Here is a 20,449-nt window from a genome sequence, read left to right on the forward strand (position 1 = left end):
TAAGAGGTGAAGCTGGTGAGAAATAAAACTTATAGTAAAATATACATAATGCCTGCATTTATAATATTCTTCACTTTATTTTTGCTACCTAGCATTATCGGTTTATTCTATTCCTTTACCAATTGGAATGTAATGAATCAGCAAATAAAATTTATTGGATTAGACAATTATAAAAGTATTTTTACAGATATGAGAATATTTAGGGTATTTGGAAATACATTTTTTTATGCTATATTAACTTCTGTTTTAAAAGGATTCTTTGGACTACTATTAGCATTGGCACTGAACAGGGAAATTAAATCACGTAACTTTCTGCGCACCATATTCTTTCTTCCAATGATTCTGTCTAATTTAATCGTTGGATTAGTATTTCAGCAGATTTTTCATCCGGATACTGGTGTTTTAAATCAGTTTTTAAATCTGATTGGTATTCATTCCAATCTTGGATGGATAATAAACCCGAAATTGGTAATGTGGTCATGTGTTGCAATTGAAGTATGGAAAGCAGCGGGATTTAATATGATAATCTTCCTTGCTGGCCTCCAATTAGTACCAAAAGAAATTTACGAGGCGAGTGAAGTAGACGGTGCCAATGCATGGCAAAAGTTTAGGAGTGTTACATTACCATTTATCATGCCATCTATCATGATTAATATGTTATTGAATGTGATTTCTGGTTTAAAAGTATTCGATGTGATCTTTGCGTTAACCAATGGAGGGCCAGGAAGAGCATCAGAAGTTGTCAATATTACGATATTTAAATCATTCTCCATGGGAAATTACGGTTATGGTACAGCATTAAATACGATTATGTTTGTTATTTTAGCAATATTTTCTGTCAGTGTAATTCAATTCTATATGAAGAATGAGGAGGTGGAATAAGTGAAGAAGAGACAACGAATTTTAAACTTTGTATTAGGATTCACCTTATGGTGTTTTAGTTTGCTCATCATTATTCCGCTGTTAATGATTGCTCTTAACTCTGTAAAAAATGTACCCGAGTCAGCAGTCATGAGTTTAAAACTCCCTACAGAGTATCATTTTGAGAACTTCTTGGCTATATTAAAGGATAACAAATTACTTCTTTCCTTTATGAACAGTATTCTATTATGTGTTGGATCTTGTACTATAACAGTATTTGTTTCTGCTCTTGCTTCTTTTGTTTTAGTAAGAGACAGAAGTAATTCAAACCGATTTTTGTATGTCTTATTTTTACTTGGTTTAGTAGCACCAATTAACTATATTGCTACGGTAAAGGTACTTCAGTTTCTTCATATTATTAATACATACATAGGAGCGATATTATTATATACAGCACAGTTCATTCCATTTACAGTATTCATTTATTATGGATTTATTGGAAGTATTCCTAGGAATTTGGATGAAGCTGCTATGATAGATGGCGGTAAGGGAATTAATTTATTCTTTCAGGTTATCTTTCCATTATTAAAACCTGTAACCATGACAGCGGTTGTAATTAACGTAATGAATTGCTGGAACGACTTTATCGTTCCGCTGTACTTCTTAAATTCGTCTGAAAAATGGGGTGTTATTATGAGAATGTATAATTATTTTAGTCAGTTTGTTAGTTCTTGGAACCTCGTATGCTCTGTTATGATTGTGGCAATACTTCCTATCATCATTCTGTATGTTGTAGGACAGAAATATTTGATTTCTGGTATGACTGCAGGAGCTGTTAAAGGATAGAGATTTATGCATACATTTCGGACACGACTTTTTGGTACTGCTAAACAGTGATGTCGGATTTTTGATTATAAATAAAGGAGCTTTATCCTAATGAACAAATCCAATTAACAGGTTAAAAGTCCTTCTGATAGAACTAAAACTTAATCTTTTTCTCCAATAAAGAAATCCACTGATACAAAACTGCCGATACAATACAAAGAATTACAATAGACATTACCACCAGGTCCATCTTAAAGAGCTGTGGGTACGAGATAATAAGATTGGGGATGTCTATGTTTTTAAAATTCACCACAAGATTATTGAAGATTTACACTTTCATGAGGTGGATACTGGGCTGGAGCTGGTGGATATTGATGAACGAAATGATACGTATTCTTGGATAGAGGGCGTGATCCGTAAGGGCATGCCCTTAAGACATTACCGTTGTAAATGCAATGAACTAGAGTTATAATATACCATGTAAAACATGCTATGGGGGGATTGCAATGTATCGATTATTAATAGTGGATGATGAAGTGACGATTCGCCAGGGGCTCGTTACGCTTCCCTGGGAGGAAAATGGAATTAAGCTGGTAGGTCTCTTAAAGGATGGCATTGAAGCGGCAGAATGGATTAACAGCCGTGAGATCGACATTTTGCTCACAGATATCCGAATGCCGGGTATAACCGGGATTGAGCTAGCAAAGATTACTTTGCAGAACTATCCTGCCGCAAAAGTGATTCTATTAACAGGGTATGGGGAATTTGAATATGCCAGAGAAGCGATTTCTCTCGGAGTGTTTGATTATCTTTTAAAGCCCTCCACGCCTCAGGAGATTATCCAGTGTGTGACGAATGCATGTGTAAAGTATGATATAGAGAAAAATAAAAAGATAAGATTAGAAGAACTGGAATCCAGGATACAGGATATTTCCAAGCTGTTTAAGCCTGTGGAAGCTTTGGTGGAAGAGGAGGAACGGATTGAACGGATCCTCCAGTTTATCTATGACAACTATGAAAAAGAACTCACCTTATCCGTACTGGCGGAGGAGTTTCACTTTACTACGGTATATATGAGTCATTACATAAAAAAGGAGACAGGCTATACGTTTTTAGACATACTGACTTCCGTCAGGATGTATTATGCAGCAAATTATTTAAAGGACACGAAGCTGAGAAACGGAGAGATATGCCGTAAGGTGGGGATATCAGATGAACGGTACTTCGGACAGATATTTAAGAAAAAGTACGGCATGACGCCCTATGAATATCGCAAATCCGGTGAAAGCGCCACAAATCCTTTCCAAAAAATCATGGAAACGGTTGAGCTATGAGGAAGTGGTTTCGTAAATGGGGGTTTCAGAGTAAACTGCTGTTTATCTTCCTGACAATGATTCTGACTCCGGTCATCTTACTGTCCTTTTTTGAATTTTATTATTCGAAAAAGATGCTTGCAGATAAGACGAACGATTATCTGAAGAATCTGGCAGCTGTTACATTGTCAAAGATCGACAGTACGGTATCGGATATTGAAAACGTCGCCTTTTATATTAATGGAAATAATACGATACAGGCTTCTCTGAAAGCAGAGAAACAGGTGGTGGGAAACCGGGTTGCCTATTATGAGCTGCACAGTGATATTCGTCAGATTCTGGCCTCCTATGTTCTTTTGCGCCAGGAGATCAATGCAATCTGTATACATTCCGAATCAGGCAGAGAATACACTTATACGAAAACCCGCAATGGCCCGTCACTGGATATTACCAGATACATCCGGGATGAAAAGCAGTATTGGGCAGTTGATAAAAATCACATTGTGCTGATGAAAAAGCTCTATGCCTTTCCAACTCAGTCACTTCTTGGGTATATTGCTTTGGATGTCAACGCAAAAAGCTTATATGATATCATTGCAGATATTGATTTGACCAAATCTGGGCGGATCTTTCTTGTAAATGAAGAGGGAAGAATACTGGCAACAGAATCGGAGACCCTGTCGGGGGAACTGTTGGATGAGCCCTACAGGAATTTCCTTGGTGAAAATGAGGCGTTCTATAATAATGTCCGGGTGGGCAATACGTATTACAGTGTATACAACAGCGGAGCCATCTCCAACGGCTGGTATATGGTTCTGGCTATTCCCAGAGATTATTATATGAGGGATATCACCAAATTAAAGAATGTGATTATCCCCATTACTCTTACGACCGCATTTCTTACGGCCCTGCTTTCCATCCTGGTATCAAGGGGCATCACCAGACCCATCCGTTTTTTATCCGGGGCTATGGAAAACTTCGGACAGGGAAATTTTGATATTAACTGTCAGGTGGATTCCGAGGATGAGATTGGCCGTTTAAGCCACACCTTTAATCAGATGGTTATGGATATGAACAGCCTGGTCAATACGGTGTATGAACAGAAGGTTATGAAGCAGGAGGCTCAGATGAAATCCCTGCAGATGCAGATCAACCCTCATTTTTTGTACAATACACTGGATACCATTAACTGGATGGCGCGTATCAGACATGTGGATGAGATTGGCGATATGGTGGCAGCCTTAAGTAATATGATGCGCTATTCCCTGGAGAAGAAGTCCTTTGTTCGGCTTGGGGAGGAAGTAAAGAGCTTAAAGGATTACATCGCGATTCAGAATTACCGCTACCGGGATAAGATGGTGGCGGAGATTGAAATCGATGAGAGCCTTATGAGTCTTTACATTCCCCGGCTGTTGATTCAGCCTATCCTGGAAAATGCCATTGTTCACGGCATAGAAGAAAAGCTGGATAAAGGCCATATTCTCGTGGCAGCACGTAGAGAAGATGAAGATTTGTATATTCAGATCATGGATGATGGAGTGGGCATGACAGAGGAAACCATGTCTCATATCTTAAGGGAAGATTATTCCATGAAAAAAAGTGGGCATACCTCAATCGGCGTTGTCAATGTAAACCGGAGAATCCAGATGATCTACGGAAAGGATTATGGCTTGCTGGTGCAGAGCGTTCTTGGAGCAGGAACAAAGATTACCATACATATACCTGCCAGGGAAGAGGAGCAGGAAGAAGTTAAAAAGGATGAAAAGGGCCCGGAAAGATGAATAAGTCTTTCCGGGCTTTTTGTATGTAAAGGTAATATTAAAATTTTAAACATTTTAATTAAATTTTTGTGTATTATTTTCCAATTTAACTTGTTATGATTACTATATCAATCAGCGCTGATGGGATAAAGTAAATGGTTATTTGGCAATAAAAATTTAGTTATGCCGTTTATGGGCGGCAGATTGGAGAGGGATATGAAAAAAAGACATATCGGGGCTTTATTATGCACAGCGATGATAGCAGCAGTTTTGGCAGGATGTTCAGGCAGCGGAAAGCAGGAAGGGGCAGCGGGAAGCGACGGAAAGCAGACACAAGCAGCTGCTACGGAGGCGGCAACAACGGCTCCGGAAAAAGCTGGCGGGGATGTGACAATTAAGGTGTTTTCCAATCTCCCGGACCGCACCAGCGGACAGGGTCTGATCGAGCAGATGCTGTTTGACCAGTATAGGAAAGAAAATCCGAATGTAAAAATTGAGATAGAGGCACTGGATGACGAAAGCTATAAAACAAAATTTAAGGCTTATGCCTCCGGTTCCGATATGCCTGATCTTGTAAGTGCCTGGGGTCAGCCTTCCTTCCTAGATGAAGTGATCGATGCGGGCCTTCTGGCAGAATTAAATCCAAGCGACTATAAAGACTACGGATTTATCAACGGAGCCTTAGATGGATTCAGCAAGAACGGAAAATTATACGGTCTTGCAAGAAATACGGATGTCATGTCATTCTATTACAACAAGTCACTGTTTGAACAATACGGCGTTACGGTTCCTAAGACCTATGACGAGCTTCTGGCATCAGTTGAAAAATTTAAGGCAGCAGGCCTCATTCCTGTTTCCATGGATGGCTCTGACAAATGGCCTCTCTCCATTTATATCACCTCATTATTCCAGCAGTTTGATGGAGCCACGGCTTCCGCAGATATGCAGGCTTCGATTAAAGATGGAGATTACACCAACGAGGCATGGCCAAAGGTTCTTGATCTGTACAAAAAGACCGTGGATGCAGGCATGTTTCAGACAGGATTCGAGACAACTGATTATGCTACCAGCATGAACTTATTTACAAATGGCCAGTCCGCGATGTATTACATGGGAAGCTGGGAGATGTCCATGGCAACCAATGAGAATATACCGGAAGATATAAGAAAGAATATCGGTGTATTCAGCATGCCATCAGTAACAGGCGGAAAAGGAACCATTACTGATATTACAGCATGGAACGGTGGCGGTCATGCGGTTACAGCCAATTCTCCTGTAAAAGAAGAAGCTATTAAATTATTAAATTACATGTATCTTCCGGAGAATTGGTCAAAGCTCTGCTGGGAAAACGGTGTCTGCATGTCAGCGCAGGATTTCTCTAAGTATTTAACAGGCAAAGAAACAAGTCTTCAGCTGGAATTTGTAGATATGGTCAATAATTCCACGAATATTTCAGGAACGACCTTTAATGACCGGGGAACGAATGCATTTAAGACGGCCTGCGAAGATTCATTTGTAGAATTTGCAATTGGAAAACTTACGCCGGATGATGTATTTAATAAACTGGCAGCTGCAATGAAATAAGAGCTTATACTTAATTACGAGGGGGCTGACACAACAGCCCCTTTTGTCTTACAAGGGGTGAGGATAGAGGCATGCATAAATTATACAGCAATAAGAAAGTAATATTTTCCCTTATGGCTCCCGGACTTATTGTTTTTGTGACAGCAATTCTGGCACCTATTATTTTAAGTACGTACTATGGATTTACCAATTTCTCCGGAATAGGGGCAAGCTCTTTTATCGGGCTGGAAAATTATAAAACCCTGATTCATGATTCTGTGTTTTGGACGGCACTGCGGAATTCCTTGCTTTTATCCATTGGATTTATCTGCATCCAGCATCCACTTGCCATGCTGACTGCAGTAAAGCTTGATAAGCTTCAGGGAAAGACGGAAGGCCTGTTCCGCTGTATTTTCTTTATTCCCAATGTAATTTCAGTGGCGGTTATTGCGTATTTATGGAAGTTTATTTATAATCCAAGCTTTGGATTGATTACAAAGGTTCTAAGGGCACTTGGCTATACAGGGCAGCTGAATCCTCTGGGCGCCGGCAATGCGATATGGGCAGTGCTTTTGGTACTCATCTGGCATGGCTTTGGCTGGGGAATGCTGATTTATTATACGGGCGTCAAGAACATAGATCCTGTGATGTATGAAGCAGCGGCCATAGATGGCGCCAGCGGCAGCAAAACATTTTTCTATATTACTCTGCCTTTAATGAAGCCGGTTATTCAGGTTAATGTCACGATGGCTGTCATTTCCGCATTAAAGCAGATGGAAACCGTATATTTACTGACGGCAGGCGGTCCGGGCAATGAGACGCAGTTCATGGCAAGTTATCTGTATAAGCAGGCCTTCCAGTCCTATAAATACGGTTATGGTAATGCGATCAGCGTTGCATTTATCGCCATATGCCTGGTTTCTACCGTGGCCTTGAACCGGTTATTTGCAGAGAGAGGAGAATAAGGGATATGGCAAAGATAAAAGCAGCCGTTATAAACAAGCCGGGAAGAATCGTAACCATCGCAGTTATGACCCTGGTTGCCGTTGTCCAGATGTTTCCGCTGATATGGCTTTTGGATTTCTCCCTTTGTAACAGCAATGAGATGTTTACCAGCGGAATTCTGGTATTGCCTCAGAAAATTCAATGGAACAATTATTATCTTGCATTTACGAACGGAAATTTTCTTCATTATTTGAGAAATAGTTTGCTGATTAATACGCTTGCAGTAATTATGGTCTTGATTATCTCGATCATGGCAGCTTTTGCATGCGGAAGAATGGAGTGGAAGCTGAAAAAGGTTGCGAGCATCCTTATGGTCATGGGAATGATGATTCCGATTCATGCCACGCTGCTCCCAAACTATGTGATCTATGATAGACTGAGACTGACCGATACCATATGGGCGTTATTGATACCATATGTTGCATTTTCACTTCCTCAGGGATTTTTCCTTACATCGAGCTTTATGAGTTCGATTCCCAAGGAACTGGAAGAAGCAGCCCTCATTGATGGATGTGGCATTTACCGGATTGTTGCGATCATTATCTTTCCATTAATGAAAGCTTCGATTGTAACAGTGTCAATCATGACTTATTTGAATAACTGGAATGAATTTATGCTTGCGACTACATACCTAAGCAGTAAACGATGGAAGACTCTTCCTTTCTGTATACTGGAATTTACCGGACAGTATTCCTCCAACTATGCAGTTCAGTTTGCGGTTATGACTCTGTCAGCGGCGCCGGCTTTAATTATATATATTATTTTAAATAAACATATTACAAAGGGTGTTGCCATGGGGGCTGTTAAAGGGTAAGAAAAAGCTGATGTAAAATAGCATGAATGATGTAAACAGGTACTAGTAAGAATAAAAAAATGTGAAGGAGAGAAGTAGATGAGATTGCACAGCTATTTGACACATGGAAAATCAGAAGCAATATGCGAGGAGCAGGAGATGACACTCATGCCGGACGATGGTACGGAAAATCAGGTTATCAACTTATACCGCCAGATGCGTTACCAGACGATGGAAGGCTTTGGAGGAGCCCTGACCGATGCATCCGGCTATATTTTTTCAAAGATGAACGAGGAACAGCAGAATGCCCTGATTTCCAAGTATTTCTCACCTGATGAGATGAATTATATCATGGTACGCATGCACATCGACAGCTGCGATTTTTCCACTCACATGTATGCGGCAGATGACAAAGAAGGGGATACAGACTTTGAAGAATTTAACTTTCAGGATGTGGAGCAGTATATGCTTCCGCTTCTTGACCGTGCGGAGGCAAAATGCGGTAAAAAGCTTTCGGTCATGCTCTCTCCCTGGTCTCCGCCAGCCTATATGAAGACCAATGGCTCCCGCAAGGACGGAGGCTCCTTAAAGAAGGAGTATTACGGAACATGGGCAAGATATATATGCCGTTATATAAAGGAATACCAGGACAAAGGCTATGAGGTGAAACGTCTTTCTATCCAGAATGAGCCGAAAGCCGTGCAGACATGGGACTCCTGCGTGTATACGCCGGAGGAGGAGAAAGAATTTTTAAGAGATTACTTATATCCGGAGCTGGAAAAAAATCATCTGGATCATATTGAAGTATTCATTTGGGACCATAACAAAGAAAGAGCTTTTGAGCGTGCCTGCCAGATCATTGATGAGACTACTGACCGGCTGATCACGGGGATTGCATTCCACTGGTACAGCGGCGATCATTTTGATGCGCTTTCTTTAATCCGTGAAAAATTTCCAGATAAGAAGTTGATTCTGTCTGAAAGCTGTCTGGAGTTTTCAAAATACGGCGTGGAGGACCAGTGTCAGAATGCAGGCAGGCTTGCCCATGATATGATCGGAAATCTAAACCATGGCATGAATGGTTTTTATGACTGGAATATTCTTTTAGATGAAAAGGGAGGCCCCAATCATGTAGGTAATTTCTGTGATGCCCCCTATTTATTCAATGTAGAAAAGGGCGAGCTTGAAGAGCGGTATGTGCTGAGATATTACTGGCATTTTGCTCATTTTATCAAGCCGGGTGCCGTCAGAATTGCAAGTACCTGCTATACCTCGCATCTTGATGTGACAGCATGGGAGAATCAGGACGGATCCATTGCTTTCGTGGTATTAAATCGGTCTGCAGAAGAGTTGCCCTATGTCTTGCGCATGGATGGACAGATGGTAAACTGCGTAGCAAAGCCATATTCCATGACAACAGGAGTAATCGCTTTATAAAGGACGGTTGAGAAAACTGGAAAGCAGTTGCGGTATTGCTCATAGAAGAAGAATAAAAAGCAATGAATGGTTGTAGAGAGAGGGTGAAGTCTGTTTAAGGACTTCACCCTCAACCCGTTATAGTCAGACAAAAAATAAATTAAAACTTAATCTTCTTCTCCAGCAGTGCAATCCCCTGATATAAAATCGCCGATACAATACACAGGATTACGATGCTCATGACGACCAGATCCATTTGGAATACCTGGCTTCCATATATAATCAAATATCCCAGTCCTTTATTCGCCGCTAAAAATTCTCCGATGATAACACCAACCAGACAAAGTCCGATATTAACCTTTGTATTGCTGATGATAAGAGGCACAGAACCGGGAAGCAGTACTTTAAAAAGAACATCCTTTTTCTTTCCGCCCAAAGAATAGATCAGCTTGATCATGTCAGGATCAACCTGGGAAAAACCGGTATGGAGCGTCATGATGCATCCAAAAACGGCCACAGAAATAGAAGCAACAATGATGGTCTTAATATTATTCCCCAGCCATACAATTAAGATGGGAGCAAGGGCGGATTTTGGAAGACTGTTAAGCATGACAAGATAAGGCTCCAATACTTCCGACACACTGCGGCTGGACCATAAAAGAACAGCGATCAGCAGGCCTGAGATAGTGACCAGTGCAAAGCTTATGAGGGTTTCCATCACAGTTACCCCGATGTGCATAAAAATGCTTTTGTCCACTACCATATTAAGAAAGCAGGCGGTCACACGGGAGGGAGAGCTGAATATGAAGTCATTGATCATGCCCAGTCTTGCACATAGTTCCCAAAGAGAAAGAAGCAGTACCAACAGCATGGTACGCCACACCCGGACATTGCGGCGGTGCAGTTTTTCTTTTTCAATAAACTCCTGTTGGGCTAAGGTGGGATGAGTCTCAATCATGATTCTGCAGCTCCTTCCATACCTGATTAAAGTAAACAGAAAATTCCGGCATGTTCCGCCGTGTCAAAGGCCGTATATCGTCGCTTCCGAAGGAAATCGGTACGATGGCTTTAATTTTGCCCGGCCTGCTTGTCAGTACGATGACTCTGTCGGCTACACTGATAGCTTCGGAAAGGTCATGTGTGATAAGAATCGCAGTTTTATGAGTGCTTTTTATAATGGAACTGATGTCATCACAGACGGAAAGCCTGGTTTGATAGTCCAAAGCGGAAAATGGTTCGTCTAATAAAAGAAGGTCCGGTTCCAGGGCCAGGGTGCGGACCAGTGCGGCACGCTGTCGCATGCCTCCGGACAATTCTGACGGCTTTGCCTGTTCAAAGCTTCCAAGGCCGTAAGTATGGAGCATCTGATGCAGCTTTTCTTTGGAGCTTTTGTTTCGCTTTTTCTGAATTTCCAGCCCCAGTTCAGCATTTCCCATAATCGTACGCCATTCAAAAAGGTGATCCCGCTGCAGCATGTAACCGATATTGACGCCGGATTTTGCCTGGGAGACACCGTCAATTAAGATTTCTCCTTCGTCAGGTACTAGTAATCCGCTAAGAAGAGATAGAAGGGTTGATTTCCCGCAGCCGGATGGGCCGACGATTGCAAGGAATTCTCCGTTATCTGCAGTAAATGATATATTGGAAAGGGCCAGTGTCTCACCCTCAAGGGAATGATAGGAGTAACTGATCCCGCGAACTTCCAGTTTTGGCTTCATGGGTCCTCCTTATATGACAGATTTGATCTGATATAGTGTTATGATATGTACAAAAAAAAGGAGTGTGAAGAACCAGACCTTCTTATCCTTGATATAAAATGCCGGATTGCTGTTTTTTTCGCCTTGTTACAGGAAAAGCCAATAAAATGGTGGAATAGATGGCGGAAATGCTGGAAAAATAAGAAAAACCCCTTGCAATGGTGAATAAACAGTGTTATACTGTCTACGATAACATGACAGTTAGCGGATAAAGAGTGGGCGAAAGTCCACTCTTTCAATTTGTTTGGAAAGGTGGGAGAAAGATGGCGAAGAGAGAAGAGTACGAGGCAAAGACCGAAAGCTTTTTGCTGCCCCTAATGGAAGAAAATAACTTTGAACTGGTAGATGTAGAGTACGTAAAAGAGGCAGGGAACTGGTATCTGCGGGCTTATATAGATAAAGAAGGCGGAATTACGGTAGATGATTGTGAAACCATAAGCCGCAGGCTGGGAGACTGGCTGGATGAAAAGGATTTTATTGCGGACAGTTACATTTTAGAGGTCAGCTCACCAGGGCTTGGAAGACCGCTTAAAAAGGATAAAGATTTTAATAGAAGTATCGGAAAAGATGTGGATATCAAGTTATATAAGCCTTTAAACAAACAGAAAGATTTTACAGGAACGCTTACATCCTATGACAGGGAAACAGTGACCATTACCCAGGAAGACGGAATAGAGCTTGTGTTGAACCGCCCGGAAATCGCTTTGATCCGGCTGGCATTTGATTTCTAAACAGTAAGAGATATTAGGAGGATAAAAAAATGAATAAGGAACTGTTAGAAGCACTGAATATTCTGGAGAAGGAGAATAATATCAGCAAGGATACCCTGTTAGAGGCAATCGAAAATTCTCTCCTTACGGCGTGCAAGAACCATTTCGGAAAAGCGGATAATGTCAAGGTCAGCATCAATCGTGAAACCTGTGATTTTAATGTATTTGCGGAAAAAGAAGTGGTGGAAACAGTTGAAGATCCCCTGCTGCAGATCAGCCTGGCAGAGGCGAAGATGGCAGATCCGAAGTATGATATCGGCGATGTGATTCATTGTTCGATTGACTCCAAAAAGTTTGGAAGAATTGCCACACAGAATGCAAAGAACGTAATCCTGCAGAAGATCCGTGAGGAAGGCAGAAAATCCCTCTTTAACGACTGGTATTGCCAGGAGAGGGAAGTTGTCACAGGAATTGTGCAGAGATATCTGGGCAGGAATGTAAGTATTAATCTGGGCAAAGTAGATGCCATCCTGAATGAAACAGAAATGGTCAAAGGGGAAGTGTTTAAGCCAACTGAAAGAATCAAAGTGTTCGTTCTGGAAGTAAAGGATACTCCCAAAGGCCCAAGAATTTCCGTATCCAGAACTCATCCCGATCTTGTAAAACGACTGTTTGAATCCGAGGTTGCAGAGGTGAAAGACGGAACCGTAGAGATCAAGGCAATTGCAAGAGAAGCAGGTTCCAGAACAAAAATTGCTGTTAAATCCAATGATTCCAATGTAGATCCGGTAGGTGCATGTGTAGGCTTAAATGGTGCAAGGGTTAACTCTATTGTGAATGAGTTAAGAGGAGAGAAAATCGATATTATCAACTGGGATGAGAATCCGGCCTATTTAATCGAAAATGCATTAAGCCCGGCAAAGGTTATCTGTGTTGTTGCAGATGAGGAATCAAAGGAAGCTCAGGTTATTGTTCCGGATTATCAGTTATCTTTAGCCATCGGCAAGGAAGGACAGAATGCAAGGCTTGCAGCGCGTCTTACCGGATATAAGATTGACATTAAGAGTGAGACACAGGCAAGAGAACTCGGTCTGTTTGAAGAACTGGGGCTTGAGTATCAGGAAGCAGGAGCCGGATTTGAAAGTTTTGGAAATGAAAACCATGACAGTGAAGACAGCGAAACGCAGTACTACCAGGAAGAGTATCAGGGCGACTACCAGGAATAAGACCTGGCTGGTGATTACCAGTAATTAAAAACAGGAAGTGATGGAAACGTGAGTACAAAGAAATTACCGCTCAGACAGTGCATCGGCTGTGGTGAGATGAAAAATAAAAAAGAAATGATTCGTGTTCTGAAAACCTCAGAGGATGAGATTCTTCTTGATACAACCGGACGTAAAAACGGACGGGGAGCTTATCTCTGCCCTTCTATGGAATGTTTTAAGAAGGCAGTAAAAAGCAAGGGGCTTGAGCGTTCCTTCAAGATGGCGATTCCGAAAGAAGTCTACGAAACATTGGAAAAGGAGATGGAGCAGTTTGGATGACAGACAAAAGATCCTTAATCTGATTGGTCTGGCCACAAAAGCAGGAAAGACTGTTAGCGGAGAATTCATGACAGAAAAGACCGTAAAAACTGGGAAAGCATCGTTAGTAATCATATCTGAGGAGGCCTCGGAGAATACTAAAAAAATGTTTACCAATATGTGTACTTACTACAAGGTTCCAATCTACTTTCTCGGAAGAAAAGATGAACTGGGCCACGCAATGGGGAAAGAGATGCGAGCATCCCTTGCTATCGTGGATCATGGGTTTGCAAAGGCAGTCGTGAAACTGATGAATACAAAGGTCGGTATTGAATGTGAAAAGGACCTTTCACATATACCGGTATGTGCTGCAGAGCGCGCACAGAATGGAGGAAAGCATGAGAGTATATGATCTGGCAAAAGAACTGGGAAAAGACAGTAGTAAGGAGATACTGGATATCTTGGAAAAACATAATATAAATTTAAAGAGTTCTTCCAATGTAACGGATGAACAGGCAGCAATCGTGAAAAAGGAAGTGGGCGGTCACAGTCGGGGAACCGCTCCGGCACAATCAAGTTCACAGGATGGGGATGATTCCGATGCGCCGAAGAAAAAAATCGCAGCGGTATTCAGACCGCAGAACGCGCAGATGAAGCCTCAGGGACAGCATTCCCAGTCACAGAGCGGAAGACCTTATCAGTCTGACCGACAGAACGGGGAGCAAAGAAACCGTCAGGTATCAGAGCAGTCTTTATCAGGAAATGCTGAATTAACAAGAGAACCGAATACAGGAAACCGCGATAACCGGGAAGGAAGACCCCAGGGAGGCTACCAGGGAAACCGTGACAACCGGGAAGGAAGACCCCAGGGAGGTTACCAGGGAAACCGCGATAACCGTGATGGAAGACCACAGGGCCAGGGAGGCTACCAGGGCAACCGTGATGGAAGACCACAGGGCCAGGGAGGCTACCAGGGAAACCGTGACGGAAGACCACAGGGCCAGGGAGGCTACCAGGGAAACCGTGACGGAAGACCACAGGGCCAGGGAGGCTACCAGGGCAATCGTGACGGAAGACCACAGGGTCAGGGCGGTTACCAGGGCAATCGTGACGGAAGACCACAGGGCCAGGGAGGCTACCAGGGAAACCGTGACGGAAGACCACAGGGTCAGGGAGGCTACCAGGGCAATCGTGATGGAAGACCACAGGGTCAGGGCGGTTACCAGGGCAATCGTGACGGAAGACCCCAGGGCCAGGGAGGCTACCAGGGCAACCGTGACGGAAGACCACAGGGTCAGGGAGGCTACCAGGGCAATCGTGACGGAAGACCACAGGGTCAGGGAGGCTACCAGGGCAACCGTGACGGAAGACCCCAGGGTCAGGGAGGCTACCAGGGCAATCGTGACGGAAGACCACAGGGCCAGGGAGGCTACCAGGGCAACCGTGACGGAAGACCCCAGGGAGGCGGCTATCAGGGCAACCGTGACGGAAGACCACAGGGAGGCGGCTATCAGGGCAACCGTGACCGTGACGGTCAGGACAGCCGTGGTGCAAGGCCACAGGGACAACGTACGGGCAGAGATGCTGCTCCAAAGACAGGTTCCTTTGATACTCCGATCCAGGCAAAACCTACCAGCAACAGAGCGACTAAGAACAATTATAAAAATGACAGATTTGATAAGAGAGATAAAGATGACGAGGCTAAGAAAAGAGCACAGGGTAAGGGCGGAAAGCCGTTAAAAGTTCCGGTACAGCCTCCGGTGCATGCAGAGCCTAAGGTTCAAGAGATAAAAACCATTACCCTTCCGGATATCATGACAATTAAGGAACTGGCTGAGAAGATGAAGCTTCAGCCGTCTGCCATTGTAAAGAAGCTGTTCTTACAGGGTAAAATCGTTACTCTTAATACGGAAATCGATTTTGACCAGGCGGAAGAGATCGCCATGGGTTATGAGGTTCTCTGCGAGAAGGAAATTAAAATAGATGTTATTGAAGAGCTTTTAAAAGAGGCTGATGAAAATGAGGCAGATATGGTTTCCAGACCGCCGGTAGTATGCGTTATGGGCCACGTTGACCATGGTAAAACGTCACTTCTTGATGCGATCCGTCAAAGCCATGTAACCTCCAGAGAGGCAGGCGGAATCACACAGCATATTGGTGCATATACCGTTGAAGTAAACGGAGAGAATATCACATTTTTGGATACTCCGGGACACGAAGCCTTTACCGCTATGCGTATGAGAGGCGCTCAGTCTACCGATATTGCAATTCTTGTAGTAGCAGCTGATGACGGCGTAATGCCACAGACCGTAGAGGCGATCAACCATGCTAAGGCGGCCGAAGTTGAGATCATTGTTGCCATTAATAAGATTGATAAACCAAGTGCCAATATTGACAAGGTAAAGCAGGAATTATCTGAATACGAACTGATTCCCGAGGATTGGGGCGGAAGCACCGTCTTTGTACCGGTTTCTGCTCATACAAAGGAAGGTATAAAGGAACTTTTAGAAATGGTCCTTCTTACCGCAGAAGTAAAGGAATTAAAGTCAAATCCGAACCGCCGGGCAAGAGGTCTGATTATTGAGGCTGAGCTTGATAAAGGCAAGGGACCGGTTGCTACCGTACTGGTACAGAAGGGAACCCTTCGCGTAGGTGATACGGTTGCCGCAGGATCCTGCTACGGAAAAGTCCGTGCCATGATGGATGACAAGGGCCGCAGAGTAAAAGAAGCAGGTCCATCCACTCCGGTAGAAATTTTAGGACTTAACGATGTTCCAAATGCAGGCGAAGTCCTGGTTGGAACCGAAAATGAAAAAGAAGCAAGAAGTTTTGCTGAGACATTTATTTCCGAAGGTAAGAATAAATTACTGGAAGATACAAAGGCTAAGTTATCACTGGATGATTTATTCAGCCAGATCAAAGCCGGCAACATCAAGGAGCTTCCGCTTATCGTGAAAGCAGATGTACAGGGTTCCGTGGAAGCGGTAAAGCAGAGCCTTGTGAAGCTGTCTAATGAAGAGGTTATGATAAAGGTGATTCATGGAGGCGTAGGCGCAATTAATGAGTCTGACGTTTCCCTGGCATCCGCATCCAATGCGATCATCATCGGCTTTAATGTAAGGCCTGATGTAACTGCAAAATCCATAGCAGACCGGGAAAAAGTTGATATGAGACTTTACAAGGTAATCTATCAGGCTATAGAAGATGTAGAGGCAGCGATGAAGGGCATGCTTGATCCTGTATTTGAAGAAAAGATCATCGGCCACGCAATCGTGCGCCAGACCTTTAAGGCATCCGGAGTAGGTACCATTGCAGGCTCCTACGTAATGGATGGGAAATTCCAAAGAGGATGCAGCGTCCGCATCACACGTGCCGGTGATCAGATTTACGAAGGTCCTCTGGCTTCCTTAAAGAGATTTAAGGATGATGTAAAGGAAGTTGCAACCGGTTATGAGTGCGGCCTTGTATTTGAGAAATTTAATGATATCCAGGAAGATGATATGATTGAAGCATATGCCATGGTGGAGGTTCCCCGCTAGGAACCTGCATCTGGAATTTTAAAAAGATGAGCCCGTAACTGCGGGCTGGTCTTTTTGAAAATGCGGATAAAAAGCGAAAGGAATAACATGCGTAAAAACAGTATAAAGAATACTAGAATCAACATGGAGGTCCAGAGGGAGTTAAGCGAGATTATCCGTCTGGAAATCAAAGATCCAAGAATCCATCCCATGACTACCGTGGTTGACGTTTCCGTTACCCCGGATTTAAAATACTGCAAGGCATTTATCAGTATTCTGGGAGATGAAGAGGCCGGTAAGGCTACCATTGAAGGATTAAAGAGTGCAGAAGGCTATATCCGCCGTGAATTGGCTAGGAGAGTAAACCTTCGCAATACACCGGAGATCAAGTTTATCCTGGACCAGTCCATAGAGTATGGAGTAAATATGTCCAGATTGATAGACGAGGTAACAAAAGATATCAAAGATTAGGGAGGTGCCCTTGTGAGTTTTTTTGACACAGTGCTTGAAGATATAAAAACGGTAGCAATCATCGGTCATGTTCATCCGGATGGGGACTGCGTTGGTTCCTGTTTGGCAGCTTACAACTATCTGGAAAAGCATCATCCGGAAGTGGAGGCGGTGGTTTATCTTGAAATCCCTCCTTCCAAATTTGATTATCTCAGGAATTTTGACCACATTGTCAGTGACTTTTCAGAGGATAAGGAATATGACCTCTGTATTTGCCTTGACAGCAGCGATACACTCCGGTTCGGAGAGGCAGCAAAGTTCTTAAATACCGCAAAAAAGAGTCTCTGTGTGGATCACCACGTTACCAATTTAAGATACGCAAAAGAGAATATAGTACAGGATGATGCCAGTTCCACCTGCGAGGTGCTTTATGGCCTCTTAGATGAGAATAAGATTACCAGGGAAATAGCGGAATGCATTTATACTGGCATCATCCATGATACCGGAGTATTTAAATATGACTGCACTTCAAAAAGAACCATGGAGATTGCAGGGAAGCTGATGGAAAAGGGAATTGACTTTTCAAAGATTATCGATGACAGCTTTTACCGGAAGACCTATATCCAGAATCAGATTCTGGGAAGGGCCCTGTTAGAGAGCATAACCTTTCATGACAACCGTTGCATTTTCAGTGCCATAAGCAAAAAGGAAATGGATTTTTACGGTGTTACCGGTGCAGATATGGATGGAATCATTGATCAGCTTCGAATCACAGAGGGTGTGGAATGTGCCATATTCATGTATGAAGTCTCCTGCAGGGAGTATAAAGTGAGCCTGCGCTCCACCACGGATCTTGATGTGAGCAGGATTGCCGTTTATTTCGGCGGAGGCGGTCATAAAAAGGCAGCCGGCTGTACTATGGCAGGAAGCGTTCATGATGTGATCAACAATCTGTCAAATCAGATTGCAAAACAGCTTAACTAGGAGACGGATCTATGGCAGACGGTATCATCAATGTATACAAGGAAAAAGGATTTACCTCTCATGACGTTGTGGCGAAAATGAGAGGTATTTTAAAGCAGAAAAAGATAGGACATACAGGAACCCTGGACCCTATGGCAGAGGGAGTATTACCCGTATGTTTGGGCAAGGCAACAAAGCTTTGCGATATGCTGACGGATAAGACCAAAACCTATGAGGCGGTCCTGCTTCTGGGAAGGGAAACGGATACTCAGGATACTACGGGAGAAATTCTGGCGGAATATCCGGTCACGGCAGATGAGGCCCAGGTGAAGGAAGCTGTACTCAGTTTTCTTGGTCATTACGATCAAATCCCACCCATGTATTCTGCCTTAAAGGTAGATGGAAAAAAGCTTTATGAGCTGGCCAGAGCCGGAAAAGAAGTGGAGCGGAAAGCCAGGCCTGTGGAGATTTTGGACATCCATGTGGACCGGATCGAGCTGCCCCGGGTTACTATGACCGTAACCTGTTCCAAGGGAACCTATATCAGGACCCTTTGCTATGACATCGGGAGAAAGCTTGGCTGCGGAGGGTGCATGGAATCCCTTCTCCGCACTCAGGTTTCCGGGTTTTGCTTAAAGGACAGCCTGACCCTGACACAGATCGAGGAACTTCGGGATGACGGAACCTTGGAGAACCATATCCTTGCTGTGGACAAGATGTTTTCGGAATATCCGGCACTTAAGATGAAACAGGATTTTGACAAGCTGGTGCACAATGGGAACTCCTTTTACAGGAACCAGGCGGAAGGAGACTCCCGGTTACCTGACGGACTTATAAGGGTATATGACAGCAGGAACCAGTTTATTGGAGTTTACGTACCTGACAGGGAGAAGGAGCTTCTTAAGCCTCAAAAGGTATTTCTGGGAGGAACGCCTTAAGGCAGGAGATAGGAAACCCCTTCCAGGGATCCCTATATGCCCAGAAAGCCGGGCAGGAAAGAGGAAATGAATCATGGAATATATAACCGGAACCAGAGAATTTCAGATTGAAGAGCCTGCAATCGTTACCCTGGGAAAATTCGACGGACGCCACAGAGGTCACCAGAAGTTGTTAAAGCAGATGGGAGAGCTAAAGGCAGCGAAAGGGTATAAAACGGCTGTCCTTACCTTTGACATGGCCCCCATTACCCTCATGACAGGAAGCCCCCAAAAGGCCATTACTACCAATCTGGAGAGAAAAAATAATCTGGAAAAGATCGGTATCGATTATCTAGTGGAATATCCCTTTACAGAGGAAACCTCGCATATGGAGCCGGAGGAATTCGTAAAGCGTGTTCTGGCGGGCCAGATGAATGCCAGGATCATTGTAGTTGGTACGGATTGTTCCTTTGGATACCAGGGAGCGGGCAATGCGGACAGCCTTTATCAGTGGAAAGAACGGTATGGTTATGAGCTGATCGTTATACCGAAAGAGCAGGATGATCACCGGGATATCAGCAGTACTTACATCAGGGAGCAGCTGGATGCCGGAAATATGGATAAAGCCAACGAGCTTTTGGGAGAGCCATATGCTATACATGGAACCGTGGTCCACGGTAACCATATCGGAGGAGCGGTTTTTGGATTTCCCACGGCCAATATCATGCCTTCGCCGGACAAGCACCTTCCCTTATTCGGCGTGTATGTGTCCAAAGTATATGTGGACGGTACTTATTATGGGGGCATTACAAATATCGGAAGAAAGCCCACGGTGGAAGGAAATTCACCTGTTGGAGCAGAAACCTTTATTTATGGTATAAATGAGGATATATATGGAAAGACTATAGAAGTACAGCTTTTGCATTTTGTCCGTCCTGAGCGGAAATTTGAAGGGCTGGAACAATTAAAGGCTCAGATCGGGAAGGATAGAGAATACGGGATGCGGTATTTAAAAGACCTTTCAGATCAGCAAATCACTCATTTGTAAAGGAAAGGCCATAACTTGCGAAGGAAA

At 43.5% G+C, this 20,449-nt stretch carries 18 protein-coding genes and 1 pseudogene; 17 read left to right on the forward strand and 2 right to left on the reverse strand.

Annotation, left to right across the window (positions count from 1 at the left end; all coding sequences use genetic code 11):
• The first annotated feature begins 15 nt into the window (after positions 1-15).
• The 8 genes from ACHZES_RS21190 to ACHZES_RS21225 all read left to right on the forward strand — a co-directional run bounded on the left by ACHZES_RS21190 (position 16) and on the right by ACHZES_RS21225 (position 9,557).
• Entirely contained in the window at positions 16-882 is an 867-nt protein-coding gene (locus tag ACHZES_RS21190) for a carbohydrate ABC transporter permease (protein ID WP_395546550.1), read from the forward strand.
• Positions 883-1,707, forward strand: coding sequence for a carbohydrate ABC transporter permease (locus ACHZES_RS21195; RefSeq protein ID WP_353655171.1), 825 nt, complete (start codon positions 883-885; stop codon positions 1,705-1,707). It abuts the gene before it with no gap.
• A 485-nt stretch (positions 1,708-2,192) separates the two neighbouring features.
• On the forward strand, positions 2,193-3,020 hold the full coding sequence (locus tag ACHZES_RS21200; RefSeq protein ID WP_195841126.1) for a response regulator: 828 nt from the start codon (positions 2,193-2,195) through the stop codon (positions 3,018-3,020).
• Complete coding sequence (locus ACHZES_RS21205) at positions 3,017-4,780, forward strand: sensor histidine kinase (protein ID WP_038284788.1); 1,764 nt, start codon at positions 3,017-3,019, stop codon at positions 4,778-4,780. Before ACHZES_RS21200 ends, ACHZES_RS21205 begins: the two co-directional genes overlap by 4 nt.
• 195 nt (positions 4,781-4,975) lie before the next feature.
• Positions 4,976-6,343 (forward strand): ABC transporter substrate-binding protein, encoded by a 1,368-nt coding sequence (locus ACHZES_RS21210; RefSeq protein ID WP_395546551.1) that lies wholly within the window; start codon positions 4,976-4,978, stop codon positions 6,341-6,343.
• Positions 6,344-6,414: 71 nt separating this feature from the next.
• On the forward strand, positions 6,415-7,287 hold the full coding sequence (locus tag ACHZES_RS21215; RefSeq protein WP_395546552.1) for a carbohydrate ABC transporter permease: 873 nt from the start codon (positions 6,415-6,417) through the stop codon (positions 7,285-7,287).
• Positions 7,288-7,292: 5 nt separating this feature from the next.
• Entirely contained in the window at positions 7,293-8,141 is an 849-nt protein-coding gene (locus ACHZES_RS21220) for a carbohydrate ABC transporter permease (protein WP_395546553.1), read from the forward strand.
• A gap of 78 nt (positions 8,142-8,219) precedes the next feature.
• Positions 8,220-9,557: a glycoside hydrolase family 30 beta sandwich domain-containing protein gene (locus ACHZES_RS21225; protein ID WP_395546554.1), complete on the forward strand. Its 1,338-nt coding sequence runs from the start codon at positions 8,220-8,222 to the stop codon at positions 9,555-9,557.
• Between the two features lie 139 nt (positions 9,558-9,696).
• Here ACHZES_RS21225 and ACHZES_RS21230 read toward each other — a convergent pair whose 3' ends face one another.
• Together ACHZES_RS21230 and ACHZES_RS21235 are read right to left on the reverse strand one after the other, a co-directional pair.
• On the reverse strand, positions 9,697-10,494 hold the full coding sequence (locus ACHZES_RS21230; protein WP_038284794.1) for an ABC transporter permease: 798 nt from the start codon (positions 10,492-10,494) through the stop codon (positions 9,697-9,699).
• A complete protein-coding gene (locus ACHZES_RS21235) occupies positions 10,487-11,254 on the reverse strand; it encodes an ABC transporter ATP-binding protein (RefSeq protein WP_089987630.1) in 768 nt (255 codons plus the stop codon). The genes ACHZES_RS21230 and ACHZES_RS21235 overlap by 8 nt, the downstream gene beginning before the upstream one ends.
• A 302-nt stretch (positions 11,255-11,556) precedes the next feature.
• Here ACHZES_RS21235 and rimP point away from each other — a divergent pair, with 302 nt between their 5' ends.
• From rimP to ACHZES_RS21280, 9 genes and pseudogenes are all read left to right on the forward strand, one after another.
• A complete protein-coding gene (gene rimP / locus ACHZES_RS21240; protein WP_038284797.1) occupies positions 11,557-12,024 on the forward strand; it encodes a ribosome maturation factor RimP in 468 nt (155 codons plus the stop codon).
• 29 nt (positions 12,025-12,053) lie between these two features.
• Entirely contained in the window at positions 12,054-13,229 is a 1,176-nt protein-coding gene (gene nusA / locus ACHZES_RS21245) for a transcription termination factor NusA (RefSeq protein ID WP_038284799.1), read from the forward strand.
• A 48-nt stretch (positions 13,230-13,277) separates the two neighbouring features.
• Positions 13,278-13,547 (forward strand): RNase P modulator RnpM, encoded by a 270-nt coding sequence (gene rnpM / locus ACHZES_RS21250; protein WP_038284802.1) that lies wholly within the window; start codon positions 13,278-13,280, stop codon positions 13,545-13,547.
• Positions 13,540-13,854: pseudogene (locus tag ACHZES_RS21255) on the forward strand (L7Ae/L30e/S12e/Gadd45 family ribosomal protein); the annotation flags it as partial. The gene rnpM and the pseudogene ACHZES_RS21255, both read left to right, overlap by 8 nt.
• Before the next feature lie 70 nt (positions 13,855-13,924).
• Positions 13,925-17,065, forward strand: a complete 3,141-nt coding sequence (gene infB / locus ACHZES_RS21260) for a translation initiation factor IF-2 (RefSeq protein WP_395546555.1) — start codon at positions 13,925-13,927, stop codon at positions 17,063-17,065.
• An 87-nt stretch (positions 17,066-17,152) separates the two neighbouring features.
• Positions 17,153-17,515 (forward strand): 30S ribosome-binding factor RbfA, encoded by a 363-nt coding sequence (rbfA, locus tag ACHZES_RS21265; RefSeq protein WP_038285110.1) that lies wholly within the window; start codon positions 17,153-17,155, stop codon positions 17,513-17,515.
• 12 nt (positions 17,516-17,527) lie between these two features.
• The gene (locus tag ACHZES_RS21270) at positions 17,528-18,478 is read left to right on the forward strand and encodes a bifunctional oligoribonuclease/PAP phosphatase NrnA (protein ID WP_038285112.1); all 951 of its coding nucleotides are present in this window, start codon (positions 17,528-17,530) and stop codon (positions 18,476-18,478) included.
• Positions 18,479-18,489: 11 nt separating this feature from the next.
• Entirely contained in the window at positions 18,490-19,395 is a 906-nt protein-coding gene (truB, locus tag ACHZES_RS21275; RefSeq protein WP_154523593.1) for a tRNA pseudouridine(55) synthase TruB, read from the forward strand.
• A gap of 73 nt (positions 19,396-19,468) precedes the next feature.
• Positions 19,469-20,422, forward strand: coding sequence for a bifunctional riboflavin kinase/FAD synthetase (locus ACHZES_RS21280; RefSeq protein ID WP_395546557.1), 954 nt, complete (start codon positions 19,469-19,471; stop codon positions 20,420-20,422).
• Positions 20,423-20,449: the final 27 nt, after the last annotated feature.

Origin of the sequence: Lacrimispora sanguinis, assembly GCF_044987295.1 — a bacterium.
Classification (GTDB): domain Bacteria; phylum Bacillota; class Clostridia; order Lachnospirales; family Lachnospiraceae; genus Lacrimispora; species Lacrimispora celerecrescens_B.